A 19,585-nucleotide genomic window follows, 5' to 3' on the forward strand; every position below is an offset into this window, starting at 1 on the left:
AGGCATAAAGGAATAAGAGTATGCAACGTATTTACGCACTGATAGGTAAGCCCCTGGGGCATTCGCTCTCGGCAGACTACTTCAACGATCTTTTTGAATCGCAGGGGATCGATGCGCACTACATATTACAAGAGCTGGATGATCTCTCGGCTCTGAGACCTTGGCTGGAGTCTACTCCCGCCATCGCGGGGCTTAATGTGACGAGCCCCTACAAGGTGGAGGTGTGCAACTATCTAGATGAGATAGACACTGAGGCTAAGTATGTGGGAGCTGTCAATACGATCGTTGTGGATCGCGCGGGAGGGCGGATGCGTCTCTTTGGCTACAATACGGACGTACAGGGTGTCGTGGAGAGTCTACAGCCACTACTCACGCCCGAACGACAGCATGCACTCGTCCTCGGCACGGGTGGAGCAGCCCAAGCGGTGGCACAGGCTCTCAAGCGTCTCGGACGGGACTGTACGCTGGTCAGTAGAGATCCGCAAGCTCCACATATCTTGTCTTACGATGCACTGACACCTGAGCTGATAGCAGACAAGTGGATCATCATCAACGCTACGCCCGTCGGCATGGGATCGCTTATCATGGAGCGTCCGCAGATACCTTACGAGGCGATCACGCCAGAGCACGTCTGCATGGATCTGATCTACAACCCAGAGGAGACGCGCTTCCTCAAGGCTTGCCGTGAGCAAGGTGCGACGACGATCAATGGACTGAAGATGCTCCTCGTGCAGGCTCGCTACGCGTGGCACATCTGGCACAAGCAGGCATAGAGACTACGCCATACCATCTACCTCGTCAGAGGAGGAGGGTAGGGAACTCTCTTCGACTATAGAGGTATCCGCAACAATCGCTTCGGCGGCAGCTGCCTCCTCCTGAGCTTTGCGCTCTTCCTCCAGTTGCTTATGGTACTCGTCTTCGCGGATCTGCCTTGTGATCGCTATGCAGGCACCGATGGCGATGGAGGTAGCCAGGAGCGAAGAACCTCCACGACTGATGAGCGGTAGCGTCTGACCGGTATTGGGTGAGATGCCCGTGACGACACACATGTGTATGATCGCCTGCGTGGTGTACATGATGCCTACGCCGAGGAGGAAGATGCGCTGCCAGCTGCGTTGCGATCGTGTCGCCCAGCGAGAGAGCTTGAAGAAGAGAAGGATATAGAGTAGCGGCACCCAGATCATACCGATGAACCCAGTCTCCTCGATGATGATCGCATAGATAAAGTCGGAGTATGCCTCGGGGAGGATGTCTCGCTCCACACTATTGCCTGGGAAGACGCCGGTACCATTGCTCCGTGCTATGGCTATGCGTGCGTGCTGCTCCTGAAAGTTGTCCTCGTCGATGACAAACTTACTGGAGTCAGACTTAGAGGTAAAGTCTTCGATACGTCCCTTCCAGCGCGCTGTACTACTGTTTTGCATGACGATGCTATCGGGCAGCAGTAAGAGACTAGCCACGAGTAGTGCGATGACACCAAGCCCAACGCCCCCAACGAGGAAGAGACTCTTGGAGAAGCCCGTCTGTACGACACCTATACCGAGAACGAATAAGGTAATGATGATACCCATCGAGAGACTCTCCTTGGCAACACAGATGAGTCCGATGGCGGTGAGCCCGCAGAAGAGGTAGAAGCGCTGGTTGTTAGTCAGCTCGCGTATAGAGAGGATGGCAGAGGCGAGGAAGATGACCCCTACCTTATAGAACTCAGAGGGTTGTATGCCTAGTAGCGTACGCTTCGCGTCATTGGTCTCTGTACCTATGAAGAGGGTTAAGATGACGAGTGCGAAAGATCCGATGAAAATAAGGATCCCTACGGAGCGTGTCAAAGTACGGTTCATCCGTGAGAAACCCCACGCCACAATCACCGATATGATGATATGCTTAAGATGACCCGTAAAGGGTGCGTACAGGCTCTCCCCACGGTAAGCTAGTGTGCTGGTAGCACTATAGATGAAGAGTAGTGACGTGGCCAAGAAGGCAAAGTAGAGGAACCACAACGAGCGGTCGCCTGTAATGCGTGGCTTGCGTGGTTTCGTCTCTCCCTCGGTAGCACTCTGAGTACTCTCTTCGTCCAGCTCTGCACTCTCGTTGTCGGTCGGAACCGTCTCCTCACGGGGAGAGAAGTCGAAGATGTCCGAAGGGGTCGTGGTATCTTGGCTAGTATTGTGTTCGTCTTGTGGTATCATAGAGAGTGGGTAGGCTAGAGCGATCTATCAGTATCACGTTGCTGCTGAGCGATGGCGAGCACCTCCGCTCTGAACTGGTCGCCACGATCTTCGTAGCAGGTAAAGAGGTCAAAGCTGGCGCAGGCTGGCGACAGCAATACGGTGTCTCCTGCCTTGGCCATCTGGCGAGCTGCCGCGATAGCGTCACGCATGGAGGTAACCTCCTCGTGGCGAGGTATGACACTGTCGAAGCTGCGGTGGAGCTTGGCAGAGTCGGTCGTCATGTAGATCAGCCCGACGACCTTTTCCTTGACTAGATCCATCAGATCGTTGTAGTCGTTGCCCTTGTCAGTGCCACCTAGTATGAGGATCGTCGGCTTGCGCATACTCTCGAGGGCATACCACGTGCTGTTGATGTTGGTCGCCTTGGAGTCGTTGATGTAGTCTACGCCATCGATGCTGGCGATATACTCTAGGCGGTGTGGCACATTGGTAAAGGTCTCTAGAGAGGCTCGTATGATCTCAGGCTTGATGCCTAAAGCTTGCGCAGCGCAACCGACGGCTAGGGCGTTCTGCACGTTGTGCTTGCCCGATAAGGCTAGAGCGCTCTCTGGCATCTCAACGACTGGCTCCTGAAGGGCAAAGCGTAGCTGTCCGTTGTGACTAGAAGCCACGACGGCATCGTCTGAAGAGGCTTCGGTAGAGAAGAAGATTCGTCGTCCCGCTCCCATGCCTGGCTCCTTGAGTAGTCGCTGTGTCCAGTCGTCTTCGATCCATGAGATGAAGTAGTCGGTGGGCTCTTGGTTTTGCGTGATACGCATCTTAGCCCGAGCGTATAGCTCCATCTGATGGTCGTAGCGATCTAGATGGTCGGGCGTGATGTTGAGCAGGATCGCTATGTGTGCTCTAAACTGGTACATGTGATCCAGCTGGAAGCTGCTCAGCTCGATCACATAGTAAGCGTGCGGAGCGAGTGCCACCTGACGAGCTAGACTGGTTCCCACATTGCCCGCCATAGAGACATCCAGTCCCGCATTGTGGAGCGTGTGGTAGAGCCAGTTGGTCGTAGTGGTCTTGCCGTTGCTCCCTGTGATAGCGATCATCATGCTGTTGCCAGCGTAGCGATAGGCGAACTCGATCTCACTGATGATCGGCGTCTGCTGCTCCGTGAGCTGTCGTATGAGCGGTGCGCTGTCGGGGATGCCAGGGCTTTTGATCACCTCCTGAGCAGATAAGATACGTGAGAAGGTGTGTCCGCCCTCCTCGTAGGGGATGCCGTACTGCTCCAGCTCTGCTTTGTATTGAGGCTTGATCTGTCCCGAGTCAGAGACGAAGACAGGGAGCCCTTGCTGCTGAGCGAGGATGGCAGCTCCGACGCCACTCTCTCCAGCTCCTAGGATGATATATTCGTTGCGTTGCATATCTGTGAGATCGTTGTAAGTCTATTATTTATCGCATCTTAAGCGTGATGACTGTTAGTACAGCTAGCAGGATAGCTATAAGCCAAAAGCGAACGGTGATCTTAGCCTCTCGGATAGGTGCCAGAGGTCTCTGAATCAGGGCGTCGATACCGCTATTGCCCGCTTTCTGAAAGTGATGGTGCAGGGGCGACATCTTGAAGACTCGTCGGCCCGTCCCCGTGCGTCGCTTGGTAATCTTAAAGTATGCTTGCTGTATCAGTGAGGATAGTCCCTCGATGATAAAGAGGAAGCAGAGGATCGGTAGGAGTAGCTCCTTGCGAATGAGGATAGCCATCACGGCAATGATACTGCCGATGGCGAGGCTTCCCGTATCGCCCATGAAGACCTGCGCTGGATAAGCGTTGTACCAAAGGAAGCCAAAGGTGGCTCCCACGAAAGCTGCGCCAAAGATCACCAGCTCCTCAGCGCCTGGAATAAACATGATACTAAAGTATCGAGCAAGTGCTATGTGTGAGGAGACATAGGCGAGCACAGCCAGCGCCACGCCAGCAGGGGCTGCCGTCCCTGCGGCTAGTCCGTCCAGGCCATCCGTTAGGTTGACACAGTTAGAGATAAAGGTCACAATGAGGATGATGATGATCGAGAAGAGGATCCAGCCGACTAACTCGCGATGTGGCGTAGAGGCAGGGACTAGCGATAGGTAGTCGAAGTTGTTGTTCTTAACAAAGGGAATGGTCGTCTGCGTATTCTTCGCCTCCTGACTAGAGAAGGTCACCTGCTCGATGCGTCCGTTGTTGATCACCTCTTGATTCTCACGAATGATAATGTCTGGGCTCAAGTAGAAGGTGAGAGCCACGACAACGCCTAGGAGTACCTGTCCGATGATTTTGTAACGCCCGTGGAGTCCCGCCTTGTTTTTCTTAAAGACCTTGATGTAGTCATCGATAAAGCCCAAGGCACCCATCGTAAGGGTCGTGAAGATCATCAGTTGTATGTAGACATTGTTGAGGCGGGCGAAGAGGAGCGTCGGGACAATGATCGCTATAATGATGATGATACCGCCCATCGTTGGGGTGCCTGTCTTCATAGCCTCACCCTCCAGTCCTAGCGTACGGACCACCTCGCCTATCTGCATGCGATGCAACCAGTGGATGATGCGTCGGCCGATGATCGTGCTGAAGATCAACGCTAGAATGAAGCTGACACCAGCCCGAAAGGTGACATACTGGGCTAGTCGCCAGCCTGGGACGTCGTTTGCTTGTAGCCAATCGTAGAGGTGATAAAGCATAGTGTGATGGGTAAGTTGGTAAGATTATAGGGGAAGGGGCTAAGTGAAGGATGAAGGGACGCTATTTACGCCTGCTTCTCTTCTTTTGCAAAGATCTCTTGCACTACCTCTTTGTCGTCGAAGTGGTGCTTGACCCCTTCGATCTCTTGATAGGTCTCATGACCCTTGCCAGCGATGACCACTAGGTCGCCACGTTGCGCAGCTGCGCAAGCGTCTGTGATTGCTTGGCGACGAGATACGTTGGTGTAGACCTCGTCGCGCTCCGCCTGGGGGATGCCCTCGAGCATCTGATCGATGATCGTCTGCGGATCCTCGGAGCGTGGATTGTCTGAGGTGAGGTAGAGACGGTCGCACATATTGTAGGCGATACGCCCCATCTCCGGACGTTTGCCCATATCCCGATCACCGCCAGCGCCGACCACCACGTAGACCTGTGAGGCGTTAAGCTCGGAGACCGTCTTGAGGAGATTTTCCAAAGCGTCAGGCGTGTGCGCATAGTCCACTACCACATGGTAACCTCTCGGGGAGGCGAGTAGGTCAAAGCGACCATTCACATGCTCCAGACTAGAGATGCCACGCAGTATCAAGCTCTTGTCTAGATCGGGTAGGAGGAGACGAGCCACACCGTAGACAGCCGTCACATTGTAAGCGTTGTAGCTCCCGACGAGCTTGATCTCTACCTCTTCGTTGTCCAGTAGTAGGGTAGAGCCGTCTACATACTGTCCCAGCAATTGAGCTGTATAGTCCGCATGGCTACGCATCGCATAGGTATGTAGATGGGCAGCGCAGTTTTGTACCATGACACTCCCGTTGCGATCATCCGCATTGACTAGCGCATAGGCACTTGGGGAGAGATTGTCAAAGAGCGACTTCTTTGCTGCAATGTAAGCCTGCATCGTGCCGTGGTAGTCCAGGTGATCACGTGTCAGATTGGTAAAGAGAGCTAGTGCAAAGGGCAACCCATAGACCCGCTGCTGTACCAAAGCGTGCGAAGAGACCTCCATAAAGAGATAGCGACAGCCTGCATCGACCATATCGCGCATCACACGATGCAGCTCGAGAGCGTCAGGCGTCGTATGGGTGGCGGGATACTCCTTGTCGCCGATACGTATGCAGACCGTGCTAAAGAGTGCAGCTCGCATACCGAGCCAGTTCCACAGCTGATAGCATAGCGTAGCGGTGGTCGTCTTGCCATTGGTCCCCGTGACGCCTACGATCGTGAGCTGCCGCTCCGGACGATCATAGTAGACAGAAGCTAAGACAGCTATCGCCTTTGCCGTGTCAGTCACCGTGAGCCATGCTACATCGTCAGAGAGGCTCTCGGGTCGTGGATGCTCAGTGACGATGATACGACAGCCCGCTGCAAGTGCCTTCGGGATGTAGTCGGCGCCGTCCACATGCACACCACGTAGTGCTACGAAGATGCATCCCTCAGCGGCACGACGTGAGTCCTGCTCGATAGAGGTCACTTGACACTGCTCCGTAGAGATGCTACCCGTGTTTGCTTGGCTCAGTAGATGCTCCTCGGTGAGTGCTACTATATAACTATTGAGTGGTTTGAGATTCATATCTATCTAAAAGAGTATTCCACTTTACTGTCTATGATTATTGCCTAGATGTAGGATCACCTTCTGTCCTGGGTGGATAGGCGTACCGATGGGAATGCTCTGCGCTAGGACTCGTCCATAGCCGACCAACTGTACCTCCAGCCCCTGCAGACTAATCTGATAGACTGCTTCGCTGGGGGCTAACCCTACAAGTCGAGGCATCACCCCCTTAGAGTAGCGAGCCAGCGGATGTAGCTCCACCCCCTCACGGCCATACTGAGGTACGACCAATTGGTCAGACGCGACCTTGCTAGAGCCGTCGGATCTAACTTCGGGTATCTTGTAAGCCTTGACAAAGCTCTCGACACGCTTCTTCTCACCGCCAGCTAGCTCCAAGTGCTTCAGCCGCTCACTAGCCGGGTGAGGCGTGATCGTGTCTAGGAGGATAGGATTAGAGAGCGTGTAAATCTCCTCAGCGATACGCTTCACACCACGACCAGCTACGATACCGCCTGAGGCACGACCTGCGCCGTGAGGATTGACTACAAAGATGATGCAACTATACTTAGGATGATCGGAGGGAAAGTATCCGCAAAACGAAGTCATGTAGACCTCTCCGCTAGCACGATAACCTCCGCCACCATGGTTGCTCATCAGGGCTGTACCCGTCTTGCCACTGATAGAGATGAGATCAGAGCGTACGGGCCCTTTAGCAGTGCCTTGTAAGACTACATTGTCTAGCATGGAGCGTATTGAGTCGAGCGTAGCGGGCTTGCAGATATTCTCGTGCAGCACCTGTGGCTGAAACTCTTGGATCACCTTGCCCTCTGCATCCTCTACACGATCTACTAGATAGGGGCGCATGATACGTCCGCCGTTGGCGACACCGTTGTAGAAGTTGAGCGTATTGATCGCAGGTACCGAGATACCATAGCCACGGCTGATGCCTGGGATCGTTGAGTTACCGTAGCTCTTGTCCTCGGGCCGTATGATCGTTGGTGTAGCGACTCCCTCTAGACCTACATCTAGACGCTCCAGCAGTCCATAGTTGCTCAGGTGCTGATAGATCCCGTCGGGGTGCTCCACATACCCCTTGATCGCAATTTTAGCTAGGACGATATTACTAGAGTACCACAGTCCCTGCGCTACCGAGATACGTCCATAGCCACCGCGATTGGCATTATGATCACGTATGTTGTAGCCTCCATACTTAAAGACTCCGTTTCCAGTGTCAATGGTATCGCTTGGCGTACAGACCCCATCATCTAGTGCCGCCATCATAAAGGGCGTCTTCATCGTAGAGCCAGGCTCGTTGAGTGCGCTAAGGGCATAGTTGACCCCCTCATAGTAGCTCTCGCCACCCTTCGTCAGATTGGCCAAAGCCAGGATACGTCCCGTCTCTACCTCCATCAGGATAGCCCCTCCGTAGTCCGCCTCAAACTGTGTCATCTGCTCATAGAGCGCACGGTGCACGATCTGCTGCAGATTCATATCTAGCGTGGTGTACACATTGTAGCCATCACGAGGCGGCTGCAGCGTGTTCTGTCGTGTAGACCCTGCTAGGTACTGCCTCACAGCCAATCCAGGCTCACCCCGCAGTAGGGTGTCAAAGCTCTGCTCTAGACCATACTCTCCCTGCGTGAGATCTCCCTTGACCTCCTTGTAGACGCTCCCTATCGTACGTCTCGCTAGCTCACCATAAGGTCTGTCACGTAGTGCACGCTCCTCATGCGTCAGCCCATTTCTGAGCGGCCCACGGCGACGCACTATACGACCCTTGCGCTCTACCGTCATCATCAGTGGATAGGACTGCTTAAGTCGCTGGTACTCCACATGGCTCACCTCGTAGGGGTATATAGATACGTAGCGATAGCCTGGTTGCTTATGCTGCGCCTTGCGATAGCCCTCACGAAGTCGCTTGCGTAGTGCCTGGTAGGTAGCTTGCTCACCCTTCTCCCAGAGACTCATCTGGTAGGCTAGCGAGTCTAGCTGCTTGTAGAGCGAGTCGGGTTCCATCTGCTGAATAGCCTCTGCGCCAAAGTCTAGGTAAAGCTTGTACGCAGGCTTGCTAATAGCCACGATGTGTCCGTCTGACGAAATGATGTTGCCACGTAGTGGTGAGATTGTCACCGTGTCTGGACGATGAAAGTTTTGCGCCATCAGACGCCAGGTAGGGCCCTCGACGAAGATGATGCCGATCACCTTGATAAAGATCCATAGAGTCATCAAGATGGCCAGGAAGCCTAATGTGCGGTAGCGAGCTATGATAGGACTGTGTTTTGACATAGAGCGTGTATACGTTAGAGTGGGTAGAGATTATTTCTTGTTATCACGATAGAGGATGATCGACTGCTGCGAAGGTGCCTCAAGATCTGAGCCCATCGCCTGAAGTTGCTGCTCGAAGTTGCCCCCGATGCTACGACGCGTTAGTTCGCTGACGCTTTCCATGTGCTTGTAGGTCAGGTCTTTGACTCGTGTTTCCAGCTTGTCTATATGACGGCGCTTGTCGATGATCAGATAGTTGCTCGTGACATGTATTAGTCCCATCAAGAAGATCGTGATAAAGACGGGTATGTACTTCCTAAAGGCTGGTAGCTCTAGTGCATCGCCACCTAGCCAGAACCATAGCCCACGCGAAGAACGCTTACGAGTAGACTGGTCAGACTCTTCGGAGGGTTCTTCCTCGATATCCTCTTCATCCTCCTCTTCGACAGCTTCCTCCTCAAGCTCTTCAGAGGTGAACAGAGCTTCAGGAGCCTCAGGCACTTCAGGAGTCTCAGGCTCCGCTAGGGGAGTAGACTCTAGCGTGACGGGGTCACGGGGCGCCTCTTCGTCAGCGGGATCCATAGTGGCGGGTGCGAAGTCGCTCTGAGTGTCTGTGTCGACAGCTTCAGAAGAGACCTCCTCATCTAGGAGATCACCCAGCAGAGGCCTCGGCTGAGGATCTATCGCAGACTCTTCAGTAGCTACTGGTGTAGGCTCCTGTAGCTCCTCCTCTAGGTCATCCTCAAAGTATGTGTCGTCTATCTTAACCATCTTATCATCTCACTCAAATATCCTCACGACGCTCAGCAACACGTAGCTTAGCACTGCGAGCACGATTATTATCCGCTATCTCATCCGCCGAGGGTGTGATAGCTTTTTTTGTGATCACACGTAGAGGCGCAGGGGTCGATAAAGGCATACCTGCCAACGCCTCATTGGGCTGCTCGAAGCTTCCTAGACGGAAGAAATCCTTGACCATACGATCCTCCAGCGAGTGGTAAGAGATGATCGCTATGCGACCCCCCGGCTTGAGGAGGCGCACGGAGTCGCTCAGCAGTTGACGCAGAGCACCCAGCTCATCATTCACCTCAATGCGCAGTGCCTGGAAGATACGGCTCAACTTATTGCGCAGCTGAGGCCCTCCCTTAGGTAAGACTGGCGTCAGCACCTCCATCAGCGAGGCGATCGTCGGGTAGCCCACGGCACGATGCGACACCAGCAAGGCTGCGATGCGACGAGCATCATGGAGCTCACCATAATAATATAGTATATCAGCCAGCTGCTCCTCGCTGTAGCTCAGTAAGAGGTCACGAGCCGTAACGCCCGACCGGCTATTCATACGCATATCGGGCATCGCCTCCTCATAGCGAAAGCTAAAGCCTCGCTCCTCGCTATCGAAGTGATGTGACGAGACCCCTAGATCTGCCAAGATCCCATCGACCTGCCCTGAGAGTTCCCAATAGTCGAGCCACTGTCCTAAGTAGCGAAAGTTTGTCGCCACAAAGTGGTAGCGACTATCCGTAGGGGCATTGACCACCGCATCAGGATCTTGATCGAGCCCGATACAGCGCCCCTCGGGAGCGAGTCGCTCGAGGAGGGCACGCGAGTGTCCCCCGCCACCCATCGTGACATCTACATAGAGACCACTGGGTGTCGTGACCAATAAGTCGAGAGAATCCTCACAGAGGACAGCCGTGTGATAGAGCTTAGCGGACAAGGGAGTAAAAGGTGATAGTGTGATAAGTGTTTGACAGATAGCTCCGTGCGCTTCTGACGAAGACGGGTCGATCGCCTTACTCACGGAGTTACTGCAAAGGTAATCAAATTAGAGATTAGAAGTTAGAGGTTAGAGGTTAGAAATTAGAGATTAGAAGTTAGAGGTTAGAGATTAGAGGGGAGACGTAACCATATAGGGACGCACGATCTGTGTGTCCCCATAGGAGTCGTCTTGAGGTGCGACAACGGAGGCCTCCGACCTGAGGTTGTTTCGCAATAATAATTTAGAGCCGACTACATATCGAAACGGCATCGTGTCGGGGAAAAGTGATTTCCACGTGGATATTTCAAAATCTCCACGTGGAGAATAAAAAATTCTTCGGAGGAATGAAATGAAACTTCGGAGGAATGAAATGAAACTTCGGAAGAAATGAATCACGCCCACGTGGAAAAATAAAAACATCCACGTGGATATTTGAGATTCCCCACGTGGATATTCGAGAAAGGGTAGAATCGGACAAATTTCCCCGTAAAGATATGTAAATAGAGATTAGAGGTTAGAGGTTAGAGATTAGAGATCGGAGTCCGATAGCTCCGATCACTCCAGCCAATAGCCAACAGCCAATCCATGGCTGATACATTATAATAATATGAGTTCATCTATTTCTTGATTGCTGCTCATGTGTAGCTCCTGACAGAGCGATTATAATGCGTCAGCCCTGCCCAAAGTGGAGGATTCTTTCGCTAAGTCAGATTTTTGTTGTAACTTGCAGCCCGAATCGTTTTAACCCATACTAATAAGCCTAAATATGACAGTTCAACGCTTATCCCAAGTCAGTCGGCTCCTTGCAGTAGCTTTTGTCCTACTGTGTGGTGGACTGGTGACTTTCGGACAACAATCCTTCGGAGGTACTCCCCTCATGATGCAGGAAGGGTCCCTACGCTCACTTACTGCCGTTCGCACCGTGAGCTTGGACTTTAATCCCGCGGACTACCTATCACAAGAGTCTTGGTCAGAGACTATACAGACGAAGCCTCTCTCTGTGGGACGCATCGTAAAGCATCCAGTCGACTTTGCAGAGGCTGCTCAGCTGGTAGGCACCGTCGAGGGACGAAACATCTATCGCCTGCAGATCGAACTAGAGGGTACACCCGTAGGGAGCAACCTCTATTACGATGACTTCTACATCCCTGAGGGAGGTAAGCTCTACATCTATTCGCCTGAGGGTAAGCAGGTGCTGGGTGCCTACACACGCGCTACGCACCCCAAGCATGGCGCCTTCGCCACAGAGCCTATCAGTGGCAATACGCTCATCCTAGACTATGAGGCTCCTATCTCAGGTGAGATGCCCTCAATCAAGGTACAGGGTGTAGGCTACTTCTACCGCCCAGTGCTGATGGCTGACAAAGGCGCAGGGCATCACATCAACAGTGAGGATGCGTCTGATCCTGGCTTCGCTAGGTATTGCCAGGTCAATGCAAACTGCCCAGAGGGTGATTCTTACCAGGCTCAGAAGGCTAGCTCTGTGGCTCTGCTGATGATTAAATCAAACGGAGGTATTGGTTTTTGCTCTGGTAACTTGGTGAACAATGTCGCTGGCGACTTCAAGCCATACATTACGACGGCAGCGCACTGTGCTAGCATAACCGAAGATTTTGCTGTCTCACCGATGGAACTGAGCCAGTGGATCTTTGCCTTCCACTATGAGAAGCCACGCTGCTCCAGTGGTGACTATGCCACAACGCAAGAGATGAGTATGGTAGGTGCAGAGATGAAGTCTTTCCTACCTATGAAGGGTTACTCGGACGGACTGCTCCTTGAGCTCACGAGCGAGATACCTCTAAACTATCGTGTCTACTACTCAGGTTGGGATGCCTCAACGATGACTTGGCCTAGAGGTGCTAGTATACACCACCCTGCGGGTGACGCTGCTAAGATCTCTATCTTCGATGGTGGTGTCTCTCTCACAACCTGGTCTCTCGGTGGTGGTGAGGATGACCACTTTGGGTTTAAATTCACGAAGGGACATACTGAGCAAGGCTCATCGGGTTCACCGCTATTCAATGCGGAGGGTAATCAGATCGGTACACTAACGGGTGGATCGGTAGCTCCCTGCTCTATGGATGCAAACTATGGACGTATGAACTCGCACTTTGACAAGTATAAGTCTAAAGGAAATACGTGGTACATGGCTAAGTGGCTCGACCCCAAGAACTCTGGGACTACGAAGGTAAAGGGTACCTGGAGAGAAAACTATCAGCCTCTAGCTGTCGTGCCTTCTATCGTTGCTAAGATAGAGTCTACGGATGCTACAAAGGTGAAGATCTCCTGGAAGCCTGTGGCAAAGCATCCACAGGGCTACGAGGTGAAGTATAACCTGTATCGTAATGGCCGACGCATAGCTAGCCAAGCAGAGACGACCTATGAGGACCTAGTCTCTGGCGATATGAAGCGCAAGGGGCGTGTATCATACTCTGTCGAGGCTGTTTACACTGTCGATGGTAAGGAGGAGACGACGCCTGCTGCTTACTATACGCTCTATACGGGAAAGCTTGCTGCTAGAGCTCCTCACACGGTATCTGAAGGTAAGACGGGTGCTAAGATCAAGTGGCAGATGCCATACAACACGCAGATCGTCTCTAAGATCAAGAATCGTGACAAGGTAGCTCCACTCAAGGCTGCAAACGGAGTGGACTATATCTTGAAGCACTACAGAGTTACTAAGGACGATATCCGTAGAATCTATATGTACGACAGCTATCGTCTAGGACAGTCTCCTCTCAACGGACAGAAGCTCTACATACATCAGGTTAACTTCATCCCCTCTCAGGATACACCATACAAGCCTAACGGTTCTATCGACTCAGAGAAAAACCTATCTTTCTTCATCCGTCAGAAAGTTGATGGTCGTCCTATACAATATTATGGTCTCATCATACCCCAGGGCACTGCTGACAAGAAGCAGTTCTTCTCCATGCAGCTCTCCATGCCTTACGAGATTAGTGATGCACACCTGCTAGATGTAGGTTTTGCCTTTGATCCGTCTAACATCACTGGTGATATCTATGTAGATGCAAACTCTACGGATGAAAATATAAACTACGACGGATGCAAGCTGGCTTTAGACCTTAGGGACGAGTATAAAGTCAATAAGTTCACGCTCTGGCCAGTGCCTTATAGTAGTAATCGTATGGCTTATCAGGCAGTCGAGCTAGTCGTCTCTAACAATCCTAGGAGGCAGCCTGGCGTGACCAATGAATACTACACACGAGGTGAGTTCCCAGTGCCTTTCCCCGAGATCAAGGGTTACGCTGTATATCGCAACGGACAGAAGATCACAAATGATCTGCTACCTGCCGACACTTACGTATACGAGGACACTGACGGTAAGACCTCTGACGACTACTATGTAGAGGTCGTCTATGACTATCCAGGTGAGCTACGTCCTAACGAGCCTATCCATGTAGCTGCTGCAGAGGTGAGCCTCTATCCAGCACACTTCACCACACAGCTACAGCTCACAGATGCTACGGATGTACTAGCTGTCGAGCTATACAGTATGGAGGGTATCCAGGTAGCAGCCTTTGCAGGTACTCAGCTGACGGCGATGGATGTCGCCTCTCTGCCTGCTGGTCAGTATATCGCTACGATCCGTACGGCTGATGGCGTAAAGACTCAGAGACTCGTCAAGTAGAGTCTAGACTTTAGCTACTAGTTCATCTAGACTAAAGAGACGTTGCATAGCGGTAGTGTCGAGTAATCCTCAGCACTACCGCTTGCTATATAAGCTCATTGTGAGACTGTTGCATAAAGGCGAATCGCTGTGTTGCTTTCGGGATTCGGCTTCGGTCACATACGGAGGTATGCTCCATTCAGACCTCACCCTCAGTGCCTTGCGCTTCATCCTTTCTGCAAAGTCTAGATAATCTTGCTTGCAAGATTGTGAGACTGTTGACTTTTGCAACAGTCTCATTGTAATAATCGATGATCGCTACTCGTGAAATTTGTTGCATCTAGGTAGCTCTCTAGATTTGCTTTCCACGCTTTTTTGTACTACCTTTGTTTCCGAAAGGTTAAGGTAGACTCCCTTCGGCAATGTTGAAGGCTCTGTGCAGGGTGGTGCCTGCATAGACTCAAGCGTTAGAAGGTTTTCTATCAGTTGCTATTAGGTTATGTCAGAGACACACCGCCATCGTTGCTAGCGTGATGTGGTGGGTGGGTAAGACTATTCAAACTATCAATGTATAACTAACGCTAAAGAAGAGTTTTATGAAAAGATTGGCTCTATTCTTTCTGATGCTAACGGCCAGCATAGGATGGGCTGTGGCGCAGAATAGGACCATCACAGGTACTGTAACCTCGGGAGAGGGTAAAGAGCCGGTGATGTTTGCGAACGTGGTTGTAGAGGGCAACACCTCTATCGGTACCACGACAGACGTAGATGGTAAGTTTACACTCAGTGTACCTGCCTCTGCTAAGAAGCTGACCTTCTCCTACGTAGGTCTTAAGACTATCTCCGTACCCATCTCCAAGGTGATGAACGTCGTCATGACGACTGACGATCAGACCCTAGATCAGGTCGTCGTAGTAGGTTACGGTTCAGGACAGAAGCTCAGCACGATCTCAGGCTCTATGGCTCGTGTATCTGGTGAGCAGATCGCTGAGAAGCCTGTAGCCAACGTGATGGACGCACTACAAGGTAAGGTCGCTGGTATGAGCGTCTTGACAACCTCTGGAGACCCCAACGCTGTGGCAAACGTACAGATCCACGGTGCTGGTTCTCTGACGGCTGGATCAACACCTCTCTACATCGTAGATGGTATGCAGACCGACCTAGGTACCGTCATGGCAATGAACTCTAACGATATCGAGAGTATGAACGTCCTTATGGATGCTTCCTCTACCTCTATCTACGGAGCTCGTGCTGCTAACGGTGTCGTCGTCATCACAACCAAAAAGGGTAAGCGCTCTGAGGAGGGGCTAGGACACATCACTGTCAATGCACAGTATGGTGTCTCTCAGTTCATCAATAGAAAGCCTTACGACAACATGATGACTGGTGATGAGCTACTCGAGTATCAGGCTGATCATGGATACCTAAAGGCTAAAACCAAGGCTGATCTCCTCGCGAAGCTAAACGAGAAGTCTCAGGCCGAGAATGAGAAAGAAAGATGGCCATTTACTACGCTCTTTGATGTGGATGACTATGATCCAGCAGACTACAACTTCGACTGGCTCAAGTTCCTCATGGGACGTATAGCTCCTACGTACAATGCTGACCTCTCTTTCAGCGGTGGTAGCAACCGTACACAGTACTACATCTCTATGGGTACCTTCTCACAGGAGGGTCTGACCCGTGGCCGCAACAGCTTCACGCGTTACAATGGTCGTGTCAGCGTTGACTCTCGTGTTAAGGACTGGCTTAAGGTCGGTACTAACCTTTTCGGAGCTTTTACAACGCAGTACGCATCTAGGTTCGAGGGTAATTCGTATGTAAACGAGGGCCCGTACGGAGCTCTTTCGCAGCCTCGATACCTCTCTCCTTACGATAAGGATGGTGAGCTACGTCGCTATTGGTACCTACCTCAGATAGGACGTTCTGTAGTCTTTAGAGATATCACTGAAAAGTATCTCAATAACGTCTCTAATGGCTATCAAGCCAACATCGGAGGTTACGCTGAGCTAACGCCTATTAAGGGTCTTGTCATCAAGACGCAAGCTGGTCTTGACTTGACACACAGCACCTCTTCTAGATCTTTCTTGCCAGGTGCTTATTGGGAAAACGACCCGCGTGGTTGGAGAAGTGAGCAGCGTGGTCTCTCTGGGCTCTTCACATGGACTAATACAGCTGAGTACCGCACCTCTTTTGCCGATAAGCACAAGCTTACATTCCTACTTGGTCAGGAGTGGGTTCAGAGCCGCTCAGACGTTATCGCAGCTATCGCTAATGGTCTAGAGCACTCTGAGTTTATGCTCCTAGGCTCTGGTAGTACACAGCCTGAGGATCTAGCACTTCCTGATCAAGCTAAGGGTGGTTACAACTACCTCTCTTTCTTCGGTCGTGTCAATTACTCTTTTGATAACTACCTACACCTAGACCTATCACTACGTAGCGATGCTTCTTCACGATTTGGTGCTGCTAATCAGACAGCTCTCTTCTACTCAGCAGGTGCTACCTATGATCTCTATCGTGCACACCTAGAGCATGTCAAGTGGCTCAACACGCTACGTCTACGTGCCAGCTGGGGTACTACGGGTAACTCTTCTATCCCCACCTTGGCATTCTATCCCCACCTAAGTCGTGTTAACTACAGTGGTATCTTCGGCCTCTACGCAGCAACAATCGGTAACCCTGATCTAGGCTGGGAGAAGCAGTCTAACCTCAATATCGGTATAGACTTTGATGCCTTCGACAATCGCCTACACACGGTGACAAACATCTATCATCGTATCACAGACGATATGCTTATGTCAGTACCTCTACCTTACATCTCTGGCTTCGCTTCTCGCTATGAGAACGTAGGCTCGATGACCAATACTGGTGTTGACCTAACGGTTAGTTACGACATCGTTCGTACACGTGACTGGAATGTATACGCTTCTGCAGTCCTCAACTACAACCACGAGAAGATCACCAAGCTATTCTATGATCTAAAGGAGTACAAGATGCCGAGCTATAGCTTGATATACAAGACTGGTGAGGCTGAGCAGTTCCTAATGGCTGAGTATGCTGGTGTCAATCCTGAGACTGGTAAGCAGCAGTGGTATGTACCTGATGAGAATGGCAACATCTCTAAGGATCGCATTACTGAGGAATACGAGGAGGATAAGTTGCTTCGTGCCTCTGGCAAGAAGCTTCGTGCTCCATTCAACGGAGGTTTCTCTATGGGCGCTAGCTGGAAGGGTCTTGCACTTGACATCGACTGGTCGTTCAACGTAGGTAAGTGGGTTATGAATAATGACCGCTACTTTACGGAGAATCTAAGTGCAGACTTCCTCTCAGACAATAAGAGCCGTAAGGTTCTTGAGGCTTGGACCCCAGAGAATAAGGATACCGATGTACCTAAGTATGGAGAGAAGATCGCTTTCGACTCTCGTCTCTTGGAGAATGCTTCGTTCCTTCGTTTGAAGAGCGCACGTCTCTCTTACGCACTACCTAGCGAGTGGTTTGAGAAGATCGGTCTCATCTCTGGTGTACGTGTCTATGTGACAGGTCGTAACCTACTCACCTTTACTAAGTTTAGTGGATTTGACCCAGAGGCTGTCCGAAATATGGCTATGAACAGCTATCCTAATACACGCCAGTATGTAGGTGGTCTTCAGATCACGTTCTAAGCGAGGATTATCTAATCACCTTATAATAGAAAATATAGTATGAAACAACATATCAAGACCCTAGGTCTCTTGCTTGTATCGCTATTCGCTCTCGCTGCTTGTAAAGTAGAGTATATACCCGAGGGCAACAAGGCACAGACCGAGTTCAAGACGATGCAAGATGTCAAGTGGACGCGTGAGGCCATGTTTGAGACGGTCAGAGGAGCGGAGTCTCCTGCGAATCTAGTCCTCGGCGACTATCAGGCTGATCTCTACAATGTCGTCAACTTACGTGACAATGGTGCCAATGGTAAGTTCTACGACTGGGATGAGCAGTTGCTACGTAATGCAGATGAGATCGCTTCTTATTATGGATCTTACTGCTCCCTCATCAAGGATGCCAACTACTTCATCATGCGTATTGAAGAGTTTATGGCAAATGAGGAACTTACGAAGAATCTATCAGACGAAGATAAGCTAGACATCAAGCACTATATAGCAGAGGCTCGCACTCTCCGTGCGCTCGCTCACTACCGTCTGATGGTTCGCTTCTCTAAGCGCTATAATGATGCCAACGATGGTGGTGACCTTGGTATCGTCATGATGAAGAAGTATGACCCCCTCTTTAAGGAGACGCCTAAGGCGCGCTCCACACAAAAGGAGGTCTACGAGTGGTGTCTCAATGAGCTAGCTGAGGCTGCTAAGGATCTACCCACCAAGGCTGCCTATAAAGATCTAGATATGGATGGCATACCCTGCTATCTCGTTGATGACTATGCTTACGCTATACGCGCTCGCATACTCCTTGAGATGCATAAATATCAGGATGCTATCGTAGAGGTTGGGAAGTTCATTGATAACTATCCTCTCGCTACAAAGGGTGCGCCCTCTGAGACGGATAATGAGAAGGATAAGACGGCTCTCCAAAATATCTGGAAGTACGAGACCTCTACCGAGATCATGATCAAGACCTATGCCAATAAGAAGGTGGGTCGTGTCGGTGGCGTCCTACATGGCATCCGCTACATCAAGGATGCGTATGGTCCTAACACGAAAGATGCAGAGCTTGCTGTACCTGTATGGCTACCTACTCAGTATCTCCTAGACTTGTATACTAAGCCTATCGACACAGAGACCGCTCAGGAGAATAAGGACTGGCGCTATATAAACTGGTTTGAAGATGGCTCTAAGACGCCCAATGGCGTAGAGGTAGCGGTGTATGACGCTCCAGGTGCTACATTTGTCTCCAAGTTTAGAGGCAATCCAGATCTAGATCAGAATCGTGATAAGCACCTCTATAGTTATGCGCATACGACTCACCTCTTTGACATTGCAGAGGCTTGGCTTATCAAGGCTGAGGCTGAGGCGTGGAGTGGTGATGTAGCAAGTGCTAAGGCTACTCTAACGGATTTCCGTCTGTCTCGTGGTCTAGGTGATCCACTTAAGGCTACGACACAGGATCAGATCAAGCAGACTGTCATGAATGAGCGTACACGTGAGATGGTCGGTATGGGAACCCGCATGACCGATCTCAAGCGCTGGCAGGTAGATCTAGATCGTACGGGTAAGCCCGCACAGGAAGCTCTAGCTGCTAAGCCAGGTGCTCTCCACGAGAAGAGTCAGGATCTCAAGAAGTCTCACACGGACAAGATGTTCATCTGGGAGTTCCCACTTCAGGATCGCTTCGCAAATAAGGATCTTATAGCTAACTGGTAAGCTCCAATCAGAAGACTCCGCGACAGGCTCTCCACGGCTAGTGTATGACTAGCTGACTGGATAGAGCGTCGCAAGAGATCCGAACAATAAAGCTAGCCCCCGAGATATCTCCACGCTGGTGGATTATCTCGGGGGCTTCTTGTCTTTTG

General features: G+C 51.3%; 11 protein-coding genes. 4 read left to right on the plus strand and 7 right to left on the minus strand.

Translation table 11 applies throughout. The features are described 5' to 3' along the window. Positions 1 to 20 precede the first annotated feature (20 nt). Positions 21 to 773: a shikimate dehydrogenase family protein gene (locus Q2J34_RS04595; RefSeq protein WP_298888591.1), complete on the plus strand. Its 753-nt coding sequence runs from the start codon at positions 21 to 23 to the stop codon at positions 771 to 773. A gap of 3 nt (positions 774 to 776) precedes the next feature. On the opposite strand, the gene Q2J34_RS04600 is transcribed toward Q2J34_RS04595, so the two are convergent. The 7 genes from Q2J34_RS04600 to rsmH all read right to left on the minus strand — a co-directional run bounded on the left by Q2J34_RS04600 (position 777) and on the right by rsmH (position 10,406). Beyond that, entirely contained in the window at positions 777 to 2,189 is a 1,413-nt protein-coding gene (locus Q2J34_RS04600; protein ID WP_300969396.1) for an FtsW/RodA/SpoVE family cell cycle protein, read from the minus strand. 14 nt (positions 2,190 to 2,203) lie between these two features. After that, positions 2,204 to 3,589, minus strand: a complete 1,386-nt coding sequence (murD, locus tag Q2J34_RS04605) for a UDP-N-acetylmuramoyl-L-alanine--D-glutamate ligase (RefSeq protein ID WP_300969397.1) — start codon at positions 3,587 to 3,589, stop codon at positions 2,204 to 2,206. A 28-nt stretch (positions 3,590 to 3,617) separates the two neighbouring features. Next, the gene (gene mraY / locus Q2J34_RS04610; RefSeq protein WP_300969398.1) at positions 3,618 to 4,877 is read right to left on the minus strand and encodes a phospho-N-acetylmuramoyl-pentapeptide-transferase; all 1,260 of its coding nucleotides are present in this window, start codon (positions 4,875 to 4,877) and stop codon (positions 3,618 to 3,620) included. A gap of 65 nt (positions 4,878 to 4,942) precedes the next feature. After that, complete coding sequence (locus Q2J34_RS04615) at positions 4,943 to 6,445, minus strand: UDP-N-acetylmuramoyl-L-alanyl-D-glutamate--2,6-diaminopimelate ligase (protein ID WP_300969399.1); 1,503 nt, start codon at positions 6,443 to 6,445, stop codon at positions 4,943 to 4,945. A gap of 24 nt (positions 6,446 to 6,469) precedes the next feature. Next, positions 6,470 to 8,710, minus strand: coding sequence for a penicillin-binding protein (locus Q2J34_RS04620; RefSeq protein ID WP_298886374.1), 2,241 nt, complete (start codon positions 8,708 to 8,710; stop codon positions 6,470 to 6,472). Positions 8,711 to 8,740: 30 nt separating this feature from the next. Further along, a complete protein-coding gene (locus Q2J34_RS04625; protein WP_300969400.1) occupies positions 8,741 to 9,460 on the minus strand; it encodes an FtsL-like putative cell division protein in 720 nt (239 codons plus the stop codon). A gap of 13 nt (positions 9,461 to 9,473) precedes the next feature. Continuing rightward, the gene (gene rsmH, locus Q2J34_RS04630) at positions 9,474 to 10,406 is read right to left on the minus strand and encodes a 16S rRNA (cytosine(1402)-N(4))-methyltransferase RsmH (protein WP_300970150.1); all 933 of its coding nucleotides are present in this window, start codon (positions 10,404 to 10,406) and stop codon (positions 9,474 to 9,476) included. Between the two features lie 808 nt (positions 10,407 to 11,214). On the opposite strand from rsmH, the gene Q2J34_RS04635 reads away from it, so the two are divergent. The 3 genes from Q2J34_RS04635 (at position 11,215) to Q2J34_RS04645 (ending at position 19,436) form a co-directional block, all read left to right on the plus strand. Further along, a complete protein-coding gene (locus Q2J34_RS04635; RefSeq protein WP_300969401.1) occupies positions 11,215 to 14,100 on the plus strand; it encodes a T9SS type A sorting domain-containing protein in 2,886 nt (961 codons plus the stop codon). A gap of 575 nt (positions 14,101 to 14,675) precedes the next feature. Continuing rightward, the gene (locus Q2J34_RS04640; RefSeq protein ID WP_300969402.1) at positions 14,676 to 17,741 is read left to right on the plus strand and encodes a SusC/RagA family TonB-linked outer membrane protein; all 3,066 of its coding nucleotides are present in this window, start codon (positions 14,676 to 14,678) and stop codon (positions 17,739 to 17,741) included. 39 nt (positions 17,742 to 17,780) lie between these two features. Then, positions 17,781 to 19,436, plus strand: a complete 1,656-nt coding sequence (locus Q2J34_RS04645) for a RagB/SusD family nutrient uptake outer membrane protein (protein WP_300969403.1) — start codon at positions 17,781 to 17,783, stop codon at positions 19,434 to 19,436. Positions 19,437 to 19,585 lie beyond the last annotated feature (149 nt).

Source organism: Porphyromonas vaginalis (assembly GCF_958301595.1).
GTDB lineage: Bacteria > Bacteroidota > Bacteroidia > Bacteroidales > Porphyromonadaceae > Porphyromonas > Porphyromonas vaginalis.